This is a genomic window from Streptomyces sp. NPDC002817 (assembly GCF_053592055.1).
Window position 1 is genome coordinate 107,924 of sequence record NZ_JBSFUY010000011.1, and the last position, 14,618, is coordinate 122,541.

A 14,618-nucleotide genomic window follows, 5' to 3' on the forward strand; every position below is an offset into this window, starting at 1 on the left:
AGCTCGCTATATCTTGCAGAAACAATCACCACGGTGTTCGGTGCGGTGTTCGTTGACGGGGAGGGACCGCGACATGACCCATGTCGAGGACGAGCTGGTCAGTCAGCCCGAGTGCTGGATCCGCGCGGCGGCCGAGGCGCCGAAGCATGCCGCCGTGCTGCCGGCGCCGGGGGAGCGGGTCGCGATCGTGGGGTGCGGCACCTCGTACTTCATGGCGCAGTCCGTCGCGGCGCTGCGCGAGGAGGCGGGCCAGGGCGAGACGGACGCCTTCGCCGCGTCGGAGTACCCGCACGGCCGCCCGTACGACCGTGTTCTCGCCCTCACCCGCTCCGGCACCACCACCGAAGTGCTGGAACTGCTCGGGCAGTTGAAGGGCCGTACCCGGACCACGGCCCTCACCGCCGACCCGCGCACGCCGGTCATGCAGGCAGCCGACGAGGTCGTCGTGCTCGACTTCGCGGACGAACGGTCCGTCGTGCAGACCCGGTTCGCGACCACCGCCCTGACCCTGCTCCGCGCCCACCTCGGCCTGCACACCGACGCCGTCGTCGCCGACGCCCGCACCGCGCTCGCCACCCCGCTGCCGGACGGACTCGTCGACTGCGCGCAGTTCACCTTCCTCGGCCGCGGCTGGACCGTGGGGCTGGCCAACGAGGCCGGTCTGAAGATGCGCGAGGCGGCACTGTCCTGGACCGAGGCCTACCCGGCGATGGAGTACCGGCACGGCCCCATCAGCATCACCACCCGGGGAACCGCGACCTGGATGCTCGGCGAGGCGCCCGAGGGGCTGGCCGAACAGGTGCGGGAGACCGGCGGACTGTGGGTCGCGGGCGGACTCGACCCGCTCGCCGAACTGGTCCGCGCCCAGCGGCTCGCCGTGGCCGTCGCCGCGGCCCGGGGGCTCGACCCGGACCGGCCGCGCCATCTCACCCGCTCCGTGATCCTCGCCGGTTCGTAGGAGCAGCCGTGCCTCTGGTGACCACCGGCGAGCTCGTCACGCGGGCCGCTGCCGCACACCGCGCCGTCGCCGCGTTCAACGTCGTCACGCTCGAACACGTCGAGGCGGTCGTCGCCGGCGCCGAGTCGGCGGACGCCGCCGTCGTCCTCCAAGTCAGCGAGAACGCCGTCAAGTTCCGCCTCGGACGACTGCAACCCCTCGCCCGCGCCGCCGTCGCCGCGTGCGAACGCGCAGCCGTCCCCGTCGCGTTGCACCTGGACCACGTCCAGAGCGACTCCCTCCTGAGGCAGGCCGCGGACGCCGGATTCAGCTCCGTGATGTACGACGCCGCCCGTCTGCCCTACCCGGAGAACCTCGCCGCCACCCGTGCCGCCGCGGACTGGGCCCATGCCCAAGGCCTGTGGATCGAGGCGGAGTTGGGCGAAGTCGGCGGCAAGAAGGGTGAGCCGCCGCTCGACGCCCACGCGCCCGGCGCCCGCACCGACCCCGCCGAGGCCCGCACCTTCGTGACCGACTCCGGCGTGGACGCCCTCGCCGTCGCCATCGGCAGCTCACACGCGATGACCACCCGCACCGCCACCCTCGACCACGGCCTCCTCGCACGCCTCTCCGGCGCGCTGGACGTACCGCTCGTCCTGCACGGCTCGTCGGGCCTGCCGGACGACGAACTGACCGCCGCCGTCGCGGGCGGCATCACCAAGGTCAACATCGGCACCGCCCTCAACATCGCCATGACCGGCGCCATACGCGAGTTCCTCACCGCCCACCCCGAGGCGGTCGACTCGCGCAAGTACCTGGGGGTGGGGCGGGCGGCGATGGTGCGGGCCGTGGCGGGGATCATCCGGGTGCTGGGCTGACGCGACTACTTCCTGACAGCCCTCAACACCACGAACTTCGGGTCGCTGGCCACCAGTTCACTGTTCCCGAACAGCCGACGCAGCTTGGCGTGGTAGCCCAGGTGACGGTTGCCGATCACCCACAGCTCGCCGCCCGGCCGCAGCGCGCCGTGCGCGCCCGTGAACATTCGCCAGGCCGTGGCGTCGGTGGTCGTCTGATGGGAGTGGAACGGCGGATTGTTGAGCACGAGGTCGGCACTCCCGTCCGCCACTCCGGCGAGCCCGTCCCCGACCCGGAACTCGGCATGCCCCGGAACGCCGTTCGCCTTGTACGTCGACTCCGCCGAGGCCACGGCCTGGAACGACTCGTCCACGAACAGCACCTCGGCCTCGGGGTTCGCCAGCGCCACCGCCGTACCGACCACCCCGTTGCCGCAGCCCAGGTCCACGACCCGCTGCGCGCCCTTGCTGTCCGGCAGGTGCTGGAGGAAGAACCGGGTGCCGACGTCGAGCCGGTCGGCACAGAACACACCCGCGTGATTGACCACGGTGCGCCCCGAGACCGCGCCGACGCCGTCGGGCAGCTCATAGCGGTACGGCCACGGGCTGGCGGCCGTGCGCGTCGCCGGCCCGGGCGTGCAGAAGATGAGCCGCGCCTTCTTCTCGGCGAGCGAGGTACGGGTCGGTCCGAGGATCCGTTCGAACAGCTTCAGCGTCGAGGTGTGGATCTCCTTCACCATCCCGGTCCCGACGACGACCGTGCCCTCGTGCACCGCGGGCGCCAGCCGCAGCAGCTGGTCCTCCAGCAGCGCCAGGCTCTTCGGCACCCGCACCAGCAGGACGTCGATCCGGCCGGGCGGCGGGTCCTGGGTGGTGAGGAGCCGTACCGCCCCGGTCTCGACACCGCCCCGGACCAGGTTCGCCCGGGTCGCCTCCTGGGAGAGGTAGGAGTCGGTGATCTGCACCGGCCGGTGCGAGGCCAGCGCCGTGGACAGCGCTCCCCAGCGGTCGCCCAGGACCACGACCGTGCCGGACAGCGGGACCGCCTGTTCGGCCAGGTGCGTCAGGAGGTACTCGTCCGAGGCGTCCCAGGCACGCAGCCTGTCACGCGGGTCCTCGGGGAAACGGGCCAGCGCGAGCTGGCCCCAGGGCGTCGCCATACGGTCGTTCATCGTGGGTCCAGGCTAGCGGAGCCGCAGCTCAGGCCTTGTCGGGCAGGATGGCCTCATGGATGCCGAGCTGTTCCCCAGGCCCCGCACGGAGGTCGCGCCGGGCGCGGTGCACCTGCCGGACTGGCTGGACGCGAGCCGGCAGCACGAGCTGCTGGAGGCCTGCCGTGAGTGGGCCCGTCCCCCGGCCGGCCTGCGCTCGGTCCGTACCCCCGGCGGCGGCACGATGACCGCCCGGCAGGTCTGTCTGGGCTGGCACTGGTACCCGTACGCCTACGCCCGCACCGCCGTCGACGGCGACGGCGCCCCGGTCAAGCCGTTCCCCGAGTGGCTGGGGGAGCTGGGCCGCGGCGCGGTGCGGGACGCGTTCGGGGCGCCCTCTCCCTCGGCGGGCAGCGCACTCGGGCCGCCTTCACCGTCGTACGACATCGCACTGATCAATTTCTACGACGGCGACGCCCGCATGGGCATGCATCGCGACAGCGACGAGACGGCGGACGACCCGGTCGTGTCGCTGAGCCTCGGCGACACCTGTGTCTTCCGGTTCGGCAACACCGAGGCGCGGACGAAGCCGTACACGGACGTCGAGCTGCGCAGCGGCGACCTGTTCGTGTTCGGCGGGCCTTCGCGGCTCGCGTACCACGGAGTGCCGAAGGTGTACCCGGGTACCGCGCCCCCGGAGTTGGGGCTGGCCGGGCGGCTGAACATCACGCTCAGAGTCAGTGGCCGGTAGGACGGCGGTACAGCGGATCATGGGAGACTCGCCCTCATGAGCGGCAAGGCGGACCCCCGGCCGACGGGGGAAGGAACGACCTCGAGGACGCGGTTGGACCGGGGACGCGGTGCGCTCGGGCCCGCTCTGGAGCTCGTGCACACCGGACGTGCCCCCACCCGCGCCGTGCTCACCGCCGAACTCGGAGTGACACGCGCCACGGCCGGCGCGGTCGCCGCCGAACTGGAGGCGCTCGGGCTGATCCGGGTCGACGCCCGGCCCGGCGCGGCCGCCGGTTCACAGGGCCGTCCCTCGCACCGGCTCGCGGTCGCCGAGGAGGGGCCCGTCGTCCTCGCCGCGCAGGTGCACGCCGACGGATTCCGGGCGGCGCTGGTCGGCCTGGGCGGCCGGATCGTCGCCACCGCACCCGGCTGCGAGACCGTCGACGCCGACCCGGCGAAGGTCCTCGCCTCGGTCGTCGAGGCGGGCGCCGAGCTGCTGCGCGCCACCGGCCTGCGCTGTGTGGGCGCCGGTCTCGCGGTCCCCTCCGCCGTCGCGGAGCCCGACGGGACCGCGCTGAACCCGCTGCACCTGGCCTGGCCCGTGGGCGCCCCCGTCCGCCGGATCTTCGCGGAGTGCGTCCGTGCCGCCGGTATCGCCGGACCGGCCTTCGCGGGCAACGACGTCAACCTCGCCGCGCTCGCCGAGCACCGGCACGGCGCGGGCCGCGGCGCCCGCGACCTGCTGTGCGTGGCCACCGGGCACCGGGGCGTCGGCGGGGCGCTGGTCCTCGACGGCCGTCTGCACACCGGCAGTTCGGGCCTGGCGCTCGAAGTCGGCCATCTGACCGTCAACCCCGAGGGCCGTCCCTGCCACTGCGGCAGCCGCGGGTGCCTGGACGTCGAGGCCGACCCGCTCGCCTTCCTCGACGCCGTGGGCCGCGAGCCCGGACCCGAGGTGTCCCTGCTCCAGCAGTCCAACGAACTGATCCGCGACCACTACGACGACCCGGCCGTCCGCACCGCCACCGAGGCCCTCATCGACCGCCTCGGCCTTGGCCTCGCGGGCCTGGTGAACATCCTCAACCCGGACCGCATCATCCTCGGCGGCCTGCACCGCACCCTCCTCGACGCCGACCCGCACCGGCTGCGCGCGGTCGTCGCCGACCGCAGCCTGTGGGGGCAGAGCGGCGGCGTACCGATCCTCGCGTGCACCCTCGACCACAACAGCCTGGTCGGTGCCGCCGAGTTGGCGTGGCAGCCGGTGCTGGACGACCCGCTGGGGGCGCTAACCCACCAGTGACTGGATGCCGAGCACGGAGACCAACTCCAGCTTCTCGGCGGCCTCGGTCCCCGGCTCGGCCGAGTAGACGAGGATGTGCAGATCGCAGCCCTCCACCCGCAGCAGATCGCAGTCCAATGTCACCAGGCCCACCTGCGGATGCTCGATCGTCTTGCGCGAAGCCTCCAGCCGGCCGACCGCACCCGCGTCCCACAGCTCGGCGAACCGCTCGCTGCCCGCCCGCAACTCCGCGATCAGGCGCCGCAGTTGCGGGTCGGCGGGATACCGCGAGACGGTCGACCGCAGTTCGGCGACCATGCCGGCCTCGAAAGCGCGCCGCTCCTCGGGAGCGTGCCGGACCCGGCCGGGCGCGCCGAGGAAGTTGCGCCACACCCCGTTGCGCTCGAAGCCGCGCAGACCGGAGGGGTCGCCCATCAGCGCCGCGTACATCGGATTGGCCACGAGCAGTGTCATCGCCGCGTCGGAGACCCCGACAGGGGTGCCCACCAGCCGGTCCAACAGCCGCTGCACGCTCGGCGTGATGTACCCGGGCACCGTCTCGGGACCCGGCGGCACCAGCCCGGCCAGCCGGAACAGATACCCCCGCTCGTCCCCCGACAGCCGCAGTGCCCGCGCCAGCGCCTCCACGACCTGCCCCGAAGGACTGGCCGCCCGGCCCTGTTCGAGACGGGTCACGTAGTCGACCGAGATCCCCGCCAGCAGCGCCAGCTCCTCACGCCGCAGCCCGGCCGCCCGCCGCTGACCACCGGCCGGCAGCCCCGCGGTCCCCGGGGCGACCCGGTCGCGCCAGCGCCGCAGCGCCTGCCCCAGTTCCGTCGTCGTCATGCCTCCAGTCAACCGCGCCGGCCGACACCGTGCCTGGTACTGCGAGTCCCAGGAAGAAGGGTCTTCTGGCTGTCCTGCCGGTCCGGCAGGACGGTGGAGCCATGACTACGACACTCATCACCGGAGCCAACAAGGGCCTGGGCTTCGAGGCCGCCCGCCAACTCGTCGCCGCAGGCCACACCGTCTACATCGGCGCCCGGAACACCGAGCGCGGCCGCCGCGCCGCCGAACGGCTCGGCGTCCGCTTCGTCCAGCTCGACGTCACCGACGACGCCTCCGTCCAGGCCGCCGCGAAGACCATCGAGGCCGAGGGCGGGCTCGATGTCCTGGTCAACAACGCCGGCATCGAGGTCCGGGGCGAGAACAACGCCATCCCGGCCGCCGCCGACACCACCGCCGACGAGATGCGCACGGTGTTCGAGACCAACGTCTTCGGCGTCGTCCGTGTGACCCACGCCTTCCTGCCGCTGCTCCAGCGGTCCGCGGCCCCCGTCGTGGTGAACGTGAGCAGCGGCCTGGCCTCGCTGTCCCGGCTGTCCGACCCGGACTCACCGGCGCACTTCTACCAGGCCCTGGCCTACCCGTCGTCCAAGACCACGGTCAACATGATCACCGTGCAGTACGCGAAGGCGTTCCCGGCCCTACGGATCAACGCGGTCGAACCCGGTTTCACCTCGACCGACCTCAACGGCCGCACGGGCACCCAGACCGTCGAACAGGGCGCCGAGATCATCGTCCGCATGGCCCGGCTGGGCCCCGACGGCCCGACCGGCGGCTACGTCGACGTCGACGGCTCGCTGCCCTGGTGATCCTCGGCGGTCTCCAGGATCCGTGTCCGAGGCGCCCCGGCCAGTGCCGGGGCGTTCTCGGGCGAGCCCCACACCGTCGACTTCAGGAATCCCAGGAACCGCTCGGCACCCGCCACGTCGTCGAAATCGAGGTCCACGACGACGTAGGCGGGGTCGTCGACGGGCCGCTGGACGCGATGGCGCCGTACGCCCGCGTCGGCACGCGCGCCCGCGAAGCGGTCGAAAGCCGTCTTCCAGGTGGCGAAGTCCGTGATCGGATGCTCGATGTGCAGGGTCGGCATGATTCCTCCCAGGCGCTCGCCACCAGGCTGCGCCGGACCGCACGGTGCCGTACATCCCAGAAAGGTGGGGATACGCTCGGACCATGTCCGGACGGGACCGCGTCGTGCGGCTGTGCGAGGCGGGCGGCGACGCCCGGGAACTGCGCCTGCGGCTCCTCGACGAGTTCCGGGCCACCATCGGATTCGACGCGTACGCGTTTCTCCTCACCGACCCGGAGACCTCGGTCGGCTGTGCCCCGATCGCCGACGTCCCCGTCCTGCGGGAGCTGCCCCGGGCGATCCGCCTCAAGTACCTGACACGGGCGAACCGCTGGACGGAGCTGCGGGACGTCGCCCTGCTCAGCGACCTGCCCGACCGCTCGGTGAGCCCGCTCTGGAACGAGCTCCTGCGCCACCACGGCATCCGCGACATCGCCTCGGCCGTCTTCCGGGACCGCCACGGCACCTGGGGCTTCCTCGACCTGTGGCGCCGCGACCGCGACTTCACCCCGGCGGAGGCGGCCCGCCTCTCCGACCTCACGGCGCCGATCACGACGGCGCTACGCCGCAGCCAGGCCGCCACCTTCGTCGTACGACCGTCCCACGAGCCCCGCTCCGAACCCCTGGTGCTGGTGCTGTCGCCCGACATGGGAGTCGTCGGCCAGACCCCGGGCACCCACGCCTACCTGCGTGTCCTGGTCCCTCCGGAGCACGGCCGCCCGACCGTGCCGGCGGGTGCCTACAACGTCGCCGCCCAGCTCCTGGCCGTGGAGGCCGGGGTCGACGACCATCCGCCGCGGGCCCGTGTGCACCTCGCCGACGGACTCTGGCTCACCCTGCGCGCCGCACGTATGGCAGGCGCCGTCGCCGTCACCATCGAGGAGTCCTCACCCGCGGAGCGGCTGTCCGTCTTCTGCCGGGCCCACGCCCTCAGCGCCCGGGAGACCGAACTCGTCGGCCTGCTCGCCAAGGGCGGCGACAGCCGTACGGTCGCCGCCACCATGTACGTCTCCGAGCACACCGTGCAGGACCATCTGAAGTCGGTGTTCGCGAAGACGGGCACCCACAACCGCCGCGACCTGCTCGCCCGCGCGCTCGGCGCGTAGGCTCGGGGCCATGCGGATCTCCGTCTCCTCGGACATGGACGAACCCGTGGCCCGCGGCCTCGTCGCCGAGCTGCGCGCACGCGGTCACGAAGTGGTCGCCCACGGGGCGTTGCGCCCCGGCTCCGACCCCCAGTGGGCGGCGTGCTCGGAGGCGGCGGCCCGGGACGTCGCCACCGGGGCGGCGGACCAGGCGGTCGTGTGCTGCTGGACCGGCACGGGCGCGTCGATCGCCGCGAACAAGGTCCCGGGCGTACGGGCCGCCCTGTGCACCGACGCCTACACCGCGGACGGCGCCCGTCGCTGGAACGACGCCAACGTGCTCGCCCTCAGCCTGCGCCTGACCTCCGAGCCGCTGCTCAAGGAGATCCTCGACGCCTGGTTCACCGCCGAGGCCAGCGAGGACGCCGAGGACCGGGAGAACGTGGCCCGCATCGGGCGCCTGGACCGCAGGGAGCCATGAATCCGGGCGGGCTCAGGGAGCCGTGAGGCTCCACAGCGCGGCCACCAGCGGTCGGCGCAGATCGGCCCGCCGTACGCACAGCCCGATGGGGAACGGTTCCGGCGCGGGATCCGCCGCGACCACCGACAGCCGGTCGCGCACCGCACTGTGCTCCAGTACGAGACGGGGGACCACCCCCGTGCCGCAGCCGAGGGCGACGAGCGTCAACAGCCCTTCGTGGCCGTCCGGTTCGCAGGCCACCTCGGGCGCGGCGCCGCGGGCGCGGAACCAGCGGTCGGCGGCGTCGCGGACCAGGCCGCGGTGGGGGAGGACGAAGGGTCCGGCGAGGTCCGGGTCGGGCCGGTCCCGGGCCGTGACCAGGACCAGCTCGGTGACCGCGACCGTCCGGCCCACCAACGGCTCCGGCAGCCGCGCCGGGATCCCCGCCACGGCCACGTCCACCTCGCCCTCGTCCAGCCGGGCCAGCGCCGCCGCCGCGTCACCGGTGCGCAGGTCGAGCCGTACCTGAGGGTGCGCGGCACGGAACGGGGCCAACAGGTCCGGCAACAGTGCCTGGCAGGCGGTCACCGTGGCGAACACGGCCAGCCGGCCGCTGAGTTCGGCCGGATCGGGGTGCTCCTCACGATAGGAGCGCCACAACTCCAGGGCCTCGACGGCGTATGCGCGGAACCTGTGCCCCTCCGCCGTCAGCGACACCCCGCGCGGGCCCCGGTCGAGCAGCCGGTGCCCGAGCCCGGCCTCCAGCCGCTGCACGGTCCGCGTGAGCGTCGCCGCGCTGACGTGACAGTCGAGACTGGTCCGCCCGAAGTTCAGTGTCTGCGCCAGATGCAGGAAAAGACGCAGGTCCCGATGGTCTTCACGCATGCCGTGACCTGCATCTTTCATTCGGTGCAACACCCCGCTTCAGATGTTGCGCTTGCCGCAATACTCGCCCGGAGCCTACAACTCGACCATGACCTCGACCACGTACAGCTCCCGTGTCTTCTCCCTCGAGACGATGGACGTGCCCGGCGGCACCGAGACCATCCTGCGCGGCGGCCGGCACCTCTTCCCGCTGCTCCCGCAGGCCTTCGCCGGGGTCCGCCGCATCGGCGTCATCGGCTGGGGCCCGCAGGGCCGTGCCCAGGCCCTCAACCTGCGCGACTCGCTCGCCGGCACGGACATCCGGGTGGCCGTCGGACTGCGCCCCGGCTCGCGCTCGGCCGCCGACGCCCGCGCCCACGGCTTCACCGAGGAGGACGGCACCCTCGGTGACTGGCTCGCCGTCACCGCAGACAGCGACCTGGTGATCCTGCTGATCGCGGACGCCGCACTCGCCGCCCAACACCAGGAGATCTTCGCGGCCCTCAGGCCGGGCGCCGCGATCGGTCTCTCGCACGGCTTCCTGCTCGGCCACCTCCGTGAGACCGGCGGCGACTTCCCGCCGGGGCACGCGGTGCTCGCGGTGTGCCCCAAGGGCATGGGCGACTCGGTGCGGCGCCTCTACGAGCAGGGCGCCGAGATCAACGGCGCCGGGATCAACAGCAGTTACGCCGTCCACGCCGACCCCGACGGCCGGGCCGTCGACCTCGCGCTGGGCTGGTCGGTGGCGCTCGGCTCGCCGTACACCTTCCGCACCACGCTCGACAGCGAGTACCTCTCCGACATCGTCGGCGAACGCGCCATCCTGCTGGGCGCCGTCCACGGCATCGTCGAGAGCCTCTTCACGCGTCACCGTCTCGCCGGGCACGACGAGGTGACGGCGTACGAACGCTCCTGCGAGAACGTGACCGGCCCGATCGCCCGCACCATCTCCCGAGCCGGCCTGCGGGCGGTCCGCGAGAACCTCGACGCAGCCGCCCGTGACGTGTTCGACCGCGCGTACACGGCGACGTACGGCCCCGCCCGCGAGATCGTCGCGGAGATCTACGACGAGGTCGCCGACGGCACGGAGCTGCGCAGTGTGATCCTGGCCGAACGGCGGCTCGGCGCCCGCGAGATGAGCCGGATCGGCGGCTCGCCGATGTGGTCGGTGAGCGACCGGGCGCACACCCGCCGGGCCGAACGCGACCTGCCCGTGGACCCGTTCACCGCCGGCGTCTTCGTCGCCACCATGACGGCCCAGATCGACGAGTTCGCCGACCGCGGCCACCCCTGGTCCGAGATCGTCAACGAGTCCGTCATCGAGGCCGTGGACTCGCTCCTGCCCTACATGCACGCCCGCGATGTCGCCCACATGGTCGACAACTGCTCCCGCACGGCCCGCCTCGGCGCCCGCCGCTGGGGCCCGCGCTTCCAGACCGCCTACGAGCAGATCGCCTTCCCGGCCGCCGAACTCCCTTCGGACGCTGCCCTGTTGGCGGCCTTCGACGCCCACCCGGTGCACGATGCCCTGGCCGCGGCGGCCAAGCTGAGGCCGTCGGTGGACATCTCGGTGGCGTAGGAGGAAATGGTTTGCCGTCGGTGATCCCGGTCGGATAGGAAGCCTGCATGCTCAAAGGCGCCAAGGTCGGGCTCAGGGCCCGCCACGAGGACGACATCCCGATCCTGCGGACCGAGCTCTACGACGACGTGGTCAACTCCGCGCGGGCCGAAGGCCGGCCGTGGCGGCCGATCTCGCCGGGCTCGAAGGACTCGCGGCTCGTGGTGGACGACAAGGAGGAAGGGCACGTCCCCTTCTCCGTGGTGGAGCTGGACGGCGGCACCCTGGTCGGCACCGCGACTCTGTGGGGCATCGACAACCACAACCGGTTCGCGCACATCGGTCTCGGCCTGCGGCCGTCCGCTCGCGGCAAGGGCTACGGCACCGACGTGGTCGCGGTGCTGTGCCACTACGGCTTCATCGTGCGCGGCCTGCAGCGGCTCCAGATCGAGACGCTGTCGGACAACGCCGCGATGCTGCGCTCGGCCGAGCGCAACGGGTTCGTCCGCGAGGGCGTGCTGCGCTCCGCGGCCTGGGTGATGGGCGAGTTCATGGACGAGGTGCTGCTCGGGCTCCTCGCCCGGGACTGGAAGCCCACGACGGCCAGCTGATCCGCCGTACAGGTCCTACTCCCCGGGCTCGTACTGCGCCACACCGTGACCGAGCGACCAGTCGATCGAGGCGTTCTCGGTCACGGTGACGAACACGTTCCGCGGCTCGGTCCCCGCGTAGGCGTGGGCGAGTTCGGCGATCCGGCGGTACAGGGCCCGCTTCTGGCGCGGGGTGCGCCCGGCGCGCATCGTGATGGCCACGTACACGATGCCGTCGTCGCGGCGCACCCCCAGATACTCGTCGTGGCGGAGTGTGCCGTTCACGCCGTCATGGCCGGTCAGTACCTGGAACCGGTCGTCCGGCGGGATGCCGATGGTCTCCACCATCGCCTCGTGCACGGCACGGCCCAGGGCGTCGAGCCGGCCGGGGTCGGTGCCCAGTGTGTCGATGCGGACCAACGGCATGTCAGTGGTCGTCCTTTCAGACGCGACGCGGCCGGGGGACCAGTTCGCCGTCGCAGTTGGGGCAGATGCCCCGCATCGCCTCGGTGCAGGGCACACAGAAGGTGCACTCGTACGAGCAGATACGGGCCGGGGCGTCCGGCGGCAGTTCGGCCGTCTCGCAGCGTTCGCATCTCTCGCGCATCTCCAGTGCCATCCGTACTCCCGCTCTCTCTTCCGGTCAGTGCCACTCGACGGCGAGGGCCCGCCCAGGATTCTCGCCCATGATGCGTCCGACCAGTTCGGCGCCGAGTTCCGCCGCCAACCGCGGCCGCACCCGACGCAGCAGATACGGCATCCCGGGACCGCCGTTCACCGAACGTGCCGCCGCGGTCGTCGTGTCGCCGCCCAGGAGGAGCCGATCACCGTGGCCCGCCTCGGCCAGGGCCCGTACGGCGTCCGGCATCCGCCAGTCCGTGGCGTGGTTCGCACGTGAGGGACCGTCGAAGGCCAGGTAACAGCCGGACGCCGCGGCCTGCCGGTGCACCACGAGGTCGGGGGCGCGGTTCAGATGGCCCAGGACCACCCGGTACGGCGCCACGCCCAACTCACCGCACAGCAGGTCCAGTACGTCGAGCGCGCCGGTCCCCAGCTCCAGGTGGACGGCGATCGGCGCACCGGTCGCGTGGTGCGCCTCGGCCGCCGCGGTCATCGTCCAGCGGGCGTGTGCGTCGAGGGCGTGGAAACCGCCGGCGACCTTGATGAGTCCGGCGCGGACGCCCGACGTGCCGATCCCGTCGGTCAGTTCGGCGACGAAGACCTCGGCGAGCCTGCCGCGCAGTTCCCTGAGGGTCCGGTCGTCGTAGTGGACGGCCTGGTGCAGCCCGGTCGAGGCCACCACCAGGATCCCCGTCTCCCGGGACAGCGGCGGCAGATCGGCGGCCCGTCTCCCCAGCCCGTACGGCGTCCACTGCACCACGCTGTGCCCGCCCTCGGCGCGGAAAGCCGTCAACTCCGCGCGGGCCGCGGACACGTCCCGCAACTCCTGCCCGGGCAACCGAGGACTGCCGAAGAACAGATGGTCGTGCGCGTCGCACACACCCAGCCGCTCCGGCCCCACATCCCCGACAACCGTACGGACCTCGCTCACCACTGGCGCCCCCGCGGCAGCCCGGCGAGCCCCGGCGCCGACAGGTGCAGCACCTGGAACACATCGCCCTCGACCTTGGGCGTGTCATGGGCCCAGAACGAGAAATGGAGCACCTCCCAACGGCTGGAGTCCACGACGGCCGTCGCCAGTACCGCCCCGTCCTGCGCCGCCAGCCGCCCGGCCTCACGCACCGCGTCCTCCATGACCTCCGCCAACTCCACCCCGTCCGGCACCGGTTGCCGCCTCCGCACGGCGACCTGCGCCGGTGAACCGGCGCCGCCCTCCTCGTGGGCCAGCCCCGTCCACTGCCGGACGGACGGCCGTCCGAAGTCATCGCTCAGCCTCTGGAAGGCGCCTCCCCACAGGAAGGAGTTCATGCCCGCCACGGTGTCCCAGAGGTAGAACGGCGCGTACTGGTTCACCGGCGAGCCGTGCACCCCGCGCTCACGCATCAGGTACGCCTTCAGCCCGAGGCCCTCCCACTCGTCGAGCAGGTGCCCGACACGGGCCGCACGGCCGCGGATCACGTCCATGTCGTAGTCGGCGGGCAGGGTGAGTTCGTACTGCATGGCATGCATCGCGTGCCTCCTCAGGTGGGGTACTCCGCCGTGTCGACGTGCGCTTCCCAGTGCGTGGTCGTGCCGTCCTCGGTGGTCTCCACGACTGCGAGGTGGGTCATGAAGGTGCGCGGTCCGGCGCCGTGCCAGTGCCGTTCGCCCGGTTCGATCCACACGGTGTCGCCCGCCCGGATCGGCTCGGCCTCGCCGCCCTCGCGCTGCACCAGTCCCTCGCCCTCCAGGACGTGCAGGACCTGGCCGTGCGGATGGCGGTGCCAGGCGGTGTGCGCACCCGGGGCGAAGTGGACGTTGAACATCCGCAGCCGTGAAGGGGGTTCGGGCGCGGCGATCTCGTCCAGCCACACCGTGCCGGTGAAGTTCTCCGCCGGACCCTGCCACGTGTCGGGACGCTTCCTCGTGATGTGCACGTGCGTGAACTCCTAATGCCGTGGTGAGAGAAGGGAGAGCAGTCCCCGGACGCCCGCGTCGAAGGCGGCGGGGGAGCCCGAGGCGCGGGCGAGGACATAGCTGCCCTGCACGGTGGCGACGACGGTCGCCGCGATCGCCTCGCCGTCGAGCGAAGCCGCGAACTGCCCCTGCTCCTTGCCCTCCTCGACGATCCCGGCGATCCGTTCACGCAGCCAGTCGAGGGTCTCGTCCACCGGCTCGCGCAGTTCGTCGCTCGCGATGACGTCCGGATCCATCGTCAGCCGCCCGACCGGACAGCCGCGCAACGCATCGCGCTCGCGCAGCAGATACGCCTCGATGCGCTCGTAGGGCGTGCCGTGGCCGCCGAGTACTCCCTCGGCGGTAGCCCGCAACTCCGCGGCCGTGCGCCGGATCGCGGCCAGCGCGAGGTCGGGCTTGCCCTTGAAGTGGTGGTACATGCTGCCCTGCCCGGCGCCCGAACGCTCCAGGATGGCCTTGGGGCTGGTGCCCACGTAACCGCGCTCCCACAGCAGCTCTCGGGTGGACTCGATCAGACGCTCCGGGGTGCTCATGCCCTCACTGTACATACTAGTAGTTACAGAAGTCGACCCCCTGCGGAGCAGCCGGAACGACCCCTCGTACTCCCCGGGAG

Annotated in this window: 19 protein-coding genes; 9 read left to right on the forward strand and 10 right to left on the reverse strand. The window is 72.4% G+C overall.

Going from position 1 to position 14,618, the window contains the following annotated elements:
- The first annotated feature begins 73 nt into the window (after positions 1-73).
- The gene (locus ACWD3I_RS22280) at positions 74-958 is read left to right on the forward strand and encodes an SIS domain-containing protein (protein WP_365392720.1); all 885 of its coding nucleotides are present in this window, start codon (positions 74-76) and stop codon (positions 956-958) included.
- Positions 959-966: 8 nt separating this feature from the next.
- Positions 967-1,815: a class II fructose-bisphosphate aldolase gene (locus ACWD3I_RS22285; protein WP_365392717.1), complete on the forward strand. Its 849-nt coding sequence runs from the start codon at positions 967-969 to the stop codon at positions 1,813-1,815.
- A 5-nt stretch (positions 1,816-1,820) separates the two neighbouring features.
- Here ACWD3I_RS22285 and ACWD3I_RS22290 read toward each other — a convergent pair whose 3' ends face one another.
- Positions 1,821-2,954: a methyltransferase gene (locus ACWD3I_RS22290; protein WP_365393225.1), complete on the reverse strand. Its 1,134-nt coding sequence runs from the start codon at positions 2,952-2,954 to the stop codon at positions 1,821-1,823.
- Between the two features lie 67 nt (positions 2,955-3,021).
- On the opposite strand from ACWD3I_RS22290, the gene ACWD3I_RS22295 reads away from it, so the two are divergent.
- Positions 3,022-3,696: an alpha-ketoglutarate-dependent dioxygenase AlkB family protein gene (locus ACWD3I_RS22295; protein WP_365392715.1), complete on the forward strand. Its 675-nt coding sequence runs from the start codon at positions 3,022-3,024 to the stop codon at positions 3,694-3,696.
- A 36-nt stretch (positions 3,697-3,732) separates the two neighbouring features.
- On the forward strand, positions 3,733-4,977 hold the full coding sequence (locus ACWD3I_RS22300; RefSeq protein ID WP_365392712.1) for an ROK family protein: 1,245 nt from the start codon (positions 3,733-3,735) through the stop codon (positions 4,975-4,977).
- On the opposite strand, the gene ACWD3I_RS22305 is transcribed toward ACWD3I_RS22300, so the two are convergent.
- Complete coding sequence (locus ACWD3I_RS22305; RefSeq protein WP_365392709.1) at positions 4,963-5,802, reverse strand: helix-turn-helix transcriptional regulator; 840 nt, start codon at positions 5,800-5,802, stop codon at positions 4,963-4,965. The two genes, ACWD3I_RS22300 and ACWD3I_RS22305, sit on opposite strands and share 15 nt — an antisense overlap.
- A gap of 101 nt (positions 5,803-5,903) precedes the next feature.
- Here ACWD3I_RS22305 and ACWD3I_RS22310 point away from each other — a divergent pair, with 101 nt between their 5' ends.
- The gene (locus tag ACWD3I_RS22310; RefSeq protein ID WP_365392706.1) at positions 5,904-6,611 is read left to right on the forward strand and encodes an SDR family oxidoreductase; all 708 of its coding nucleotides are present in this window, start codon (positions 5,904-5,906) and stop codon (positions 6,609-6,611) included.
- On the opposite strand, the gene ACWD3I_RS22315 is transcribed toward ACWD3I_RS22310, so the two are convergent.
- Entirely contained in the window at positions 6,578-6,892 is a 315-nt protein-coding gene (locus tag ACWD3I_RS22315; protein WP_365392703.1) for a hypothetical protein, read from the reverse strand. The genes ACWD3I_RS22310 and ACWD3I_RS22315 overlap by 34 nt on opposite strands.
- 83 nt (positions 6,893-6,975) lie before the next feature.
- Here ACWD3I_RS22315 and ACWD3I_RS22320 point away from each other — a divergent pair, with 83 nt between their 5' ends.
- The gene (locus tag ACWD3I_RS22320) at positions 6,976-7,977 is read left to right on the forward strand and encodes a helix-turn-helix transcriptional regulator (protein WP_365392700.1); all 1,002 of its coding nucleotides are present in this window, start codon (positions 6,976-6,978) and stop codon (positions 7,975-7,977) included.
- 10 nt (positions 7,978-7,987) lie between these two features.
- Complete coding sequence (locus ACWD3I_RS22325) at positions 7,988-8,437, forward strand: RpiB/LacA/LacB family sugar-phosphate isomerase (protein WP_365392698.1); 450 nt, start codon at positions 7,988-7,990, stop codon at positions 8,435-8,437.
- A 12-nt stretch (positions 8,438-8,449) separates the two neighbouring features.
- On the opposite strand, the gene ilvY is transcribed toward ACWD3I_RS22325, so the two are convergent.
- Positions 8,450-9,301 (reverse strand): HTH-type transcriptional activator IlvY, encoded by an 852-nt coding sequence (gene ilvY / locus ACWD3I_RS22330; protein ID WP_365392694.1) that lies wholly within the window; start codon positions 9,299-9,301, stop codon positions 8,450-8,452.
- 88 nt (positions 9,302-9,389) lie between these two features.
- Between ilvY and ACWD3I_RS22335 the strand changes: the two genes are divergently transcribed.
- Together ACWD3I_RS22335 and ACWD3I_RS22340 are read left to right on the forward strand one after the other, a co-directional pair.
- Complete coding sequence (locus ACWD3I_RS22335) at positions 9,390-10,859, forward strand: ketol-acid reductoisomerase (RefSeq protein WP_365392692.1); 1,470 nt, start codon at positions 9,390-9,392, stop codon at positions 10,857-10,859.
- A 47-nt stretch (positions 10,860-10,906) separates the two neighbouring features.
- Entirely contained in the window at positions 10,907-11,449 is a 543-nt protein-coding gene (locus tag ACWD3I_RS22340) for a GNAT family N-acetyltransferase (protein ID WP_365392690.1), read from the forward strand.
- 15 nt (positions 11,450-11,464) lie between these two features.
- On the opposite strand, the gene ACWD3I_RS22345 is transcribed toward ACWD3I_RS22340, so the two are convergent.
- Genes ACWD3I_RS22345 through ACWD3I_RS22370 form a run of 6 tightly spaced genes read right to left on the reverse strand, consistent with a single transcriptional unit; the run spans position 11,465 to position 14,538 of the window.
- Positions 11,465-11,854, reverse strand: coding sequence for a tautomerase family protein (locus ACWD3I_RS22345; RefSeq protein ID WP_365392687.1), 390 nt, complete (start codon positions 11,852-11,854; stop codon positions 11,465-11,467).
- Between the two features lie 16 nt (positions 11,855-11,870).
- Complete coding sequence (locus ACWD3I_RS22350; protein ID WP_365392685.1) at positions 11,871-12,047, reverse strand: DUF1272 domain-containing protein; 177 nt, start codon at positions 12,045-12,047, stop codon at positions 11,871-11,873.
- Between the two features lie 24 nt (positions 12,048-12,071).
- Complete coding sequence (locus ACWD3I_RS22355; protein WP_365392682.1) at positions 12,072-12,980, reverse strand: phosphotriesterase family protein; 909 nt, start codon at positions 12,978-12,980, stop codon at positions 12,072-12,074.
- Positions 12,977-13,558 carry a DUF4865 family protein gene (locus ACWD3I_RS22360; RefSeq protein ID WP_365392680.1) on the reverse strand — a complete coding sequence of 194 codons (582 nt, stop codon included), beginning with the start codon at positions 13,556-13,558 and terminating at the stop codon, positions 12,977-12,979. The genes ACWD3I_RS22355 and ACWD3I_RS22360 overlap by 4 nt, the downstream gene beginning before the upstream one ends.
- Positions 13,559-13,569: 11 nt before the next feature.
- The gene (locus ACWD3I_RS22365; protein WP_365392678.1) at positions 13,570-13,965 is read right to left on the reverse strand and encodes a (R)-mandelonitrile lyase; all 396 of its coding nucleotides are present in this window, start codon (positions 13,963-13,965) and stop codon (positions 13,570-13,572) included.
- A gap of 12 nt (positions 13,966-13,977) precedes the next feature.
- Complete coding sequence (locus ACWD3I_RS22370) at positions 13,978-14,538, reverse strand: TetR/AcrR family transcriptional regulator (RefSeq protein WP_365392676.1); 561 nt, start codon at positions 14,536-14,538, stop codon at positions 13,978-13,980.
- Between the last annotated feature and the right edge of the window lie 80 nt (positions 14,539-14,618).

Bases quoted from the DNA above. Each gene is read 5' to 3' on its own strand.
- ACWD3I_RS22280 (WP_365392720.1), top strand. From the start codon at position 74: ATGACCCATGTCGAGGACGAGCTGGTCAGTCAGCCCGAGTGCTGGATC.
- ACWD3I_RS22290 (WP_365393225.1), bottom strand. From the start codon at position 2,954: ATGGCGACGCCCTGGGGCCAGCTCGCGCTGGCCCGTTTCCCCGAGGAC.
- ACWD3I_RS22295 (WP_365392715.1), top strand. From the start codon at position 3,022: ATGGATGCCGAGCTGTTCCCCAGGCCCCGCACGGAGGTCGCGCCGGGC.
- ACWD3I_RS22300 (WP_365392712.1), top strand. From the start codon at position 3,733: ATGAGCGGCAAGGCGGACCCCCGGCCGACGGGGGAAGGAACGACCTCG.
- ACWD3I_RS22305 (WP_365392709.1), bottom strand. From the start codon at position 5,802: ATGACGACGACGGAACTGGGGCAGGCGCTGCGGCGCTGGCGCGACCGG.
- ACWD3I_RS22310 (WP_365392706.1), top strand. From the start codon at position 5,904: ATGACTACGACACTCATCACCGGAGCCAACAAGGGCCTGGGCTTCGAG.
- ACWD3I_RS22315 (WP_365392703.1), bottom strand. From the start codon at position 6,892: ATGCCGACCCTGCACATCGAGCATCCGATCACGGACTTCGCCACCTGG.
- ACWD3I_RS22320 (WP_365392700.1), top strand. From the start codon at position 6,976: ATGTCCGGACGGGACCGCGTCGTGCGGCTGTGCGAGGCGGGCGGCGAC.
- ACWD3I_RS22325 (WP_365392698.1), top strand. From the start codon at position 7,988: ATGCGGATCTCCGTCTCCTCGGACATGGACGAACCCGTGGCCCGCGGC.
- ilvY (WP_365392694.1), bottom strand. From the start codon at position 9,301: ATGCGTGAAGACCATCGGGACCTGCGTCTTTTCCTGCATCTGGCGCAG.
- ACWD3I_RS22335 (WP_365392692.1), top strand. From the start codon at position 9,390: ATGACCTCGACCACGTACAGCTCCCGTGTCTTCTCCCTCGAGACGATG.
- ACWD3I_RS22340 (WP_365392690.1), top strand. From the start codon at position 10,907: ATGCTCAAAGGCGCCAAGGTCGGGCTCAGGGCCCGCCACGAGGACGAC.
- ACWD3I_RS22345 (WP_365392687.1), bottom strand. From the start codon at position 11,854: ATGCCGTTGGTCCGCATCGACACACTGGGCACCGACCCCGGCCGGCTC.
- ACWD3I_RS22350 (WP_365392685.1), bottom strand. From the start codon at position 12,047: ATGGCACTGGAGATGCGCGAGAGATGCGAACGCTGCGAGACGGCCGAA.
- ACWD3I_RS22360 (WP_365392680.1), bottom strand. From the start codon at position 13,558: ATGCATGCCATGCAGTACGAACTCACCCTGCCCGCCGACTACGACATG.
- ACWD3I_RS22370 (WP_365392676.1), bottom strand. From the start codon at position 14,538: ATGAGCACCCCGGAGCGTCTGATCGAGTCCACCCGAGAGCTGCTGTGG.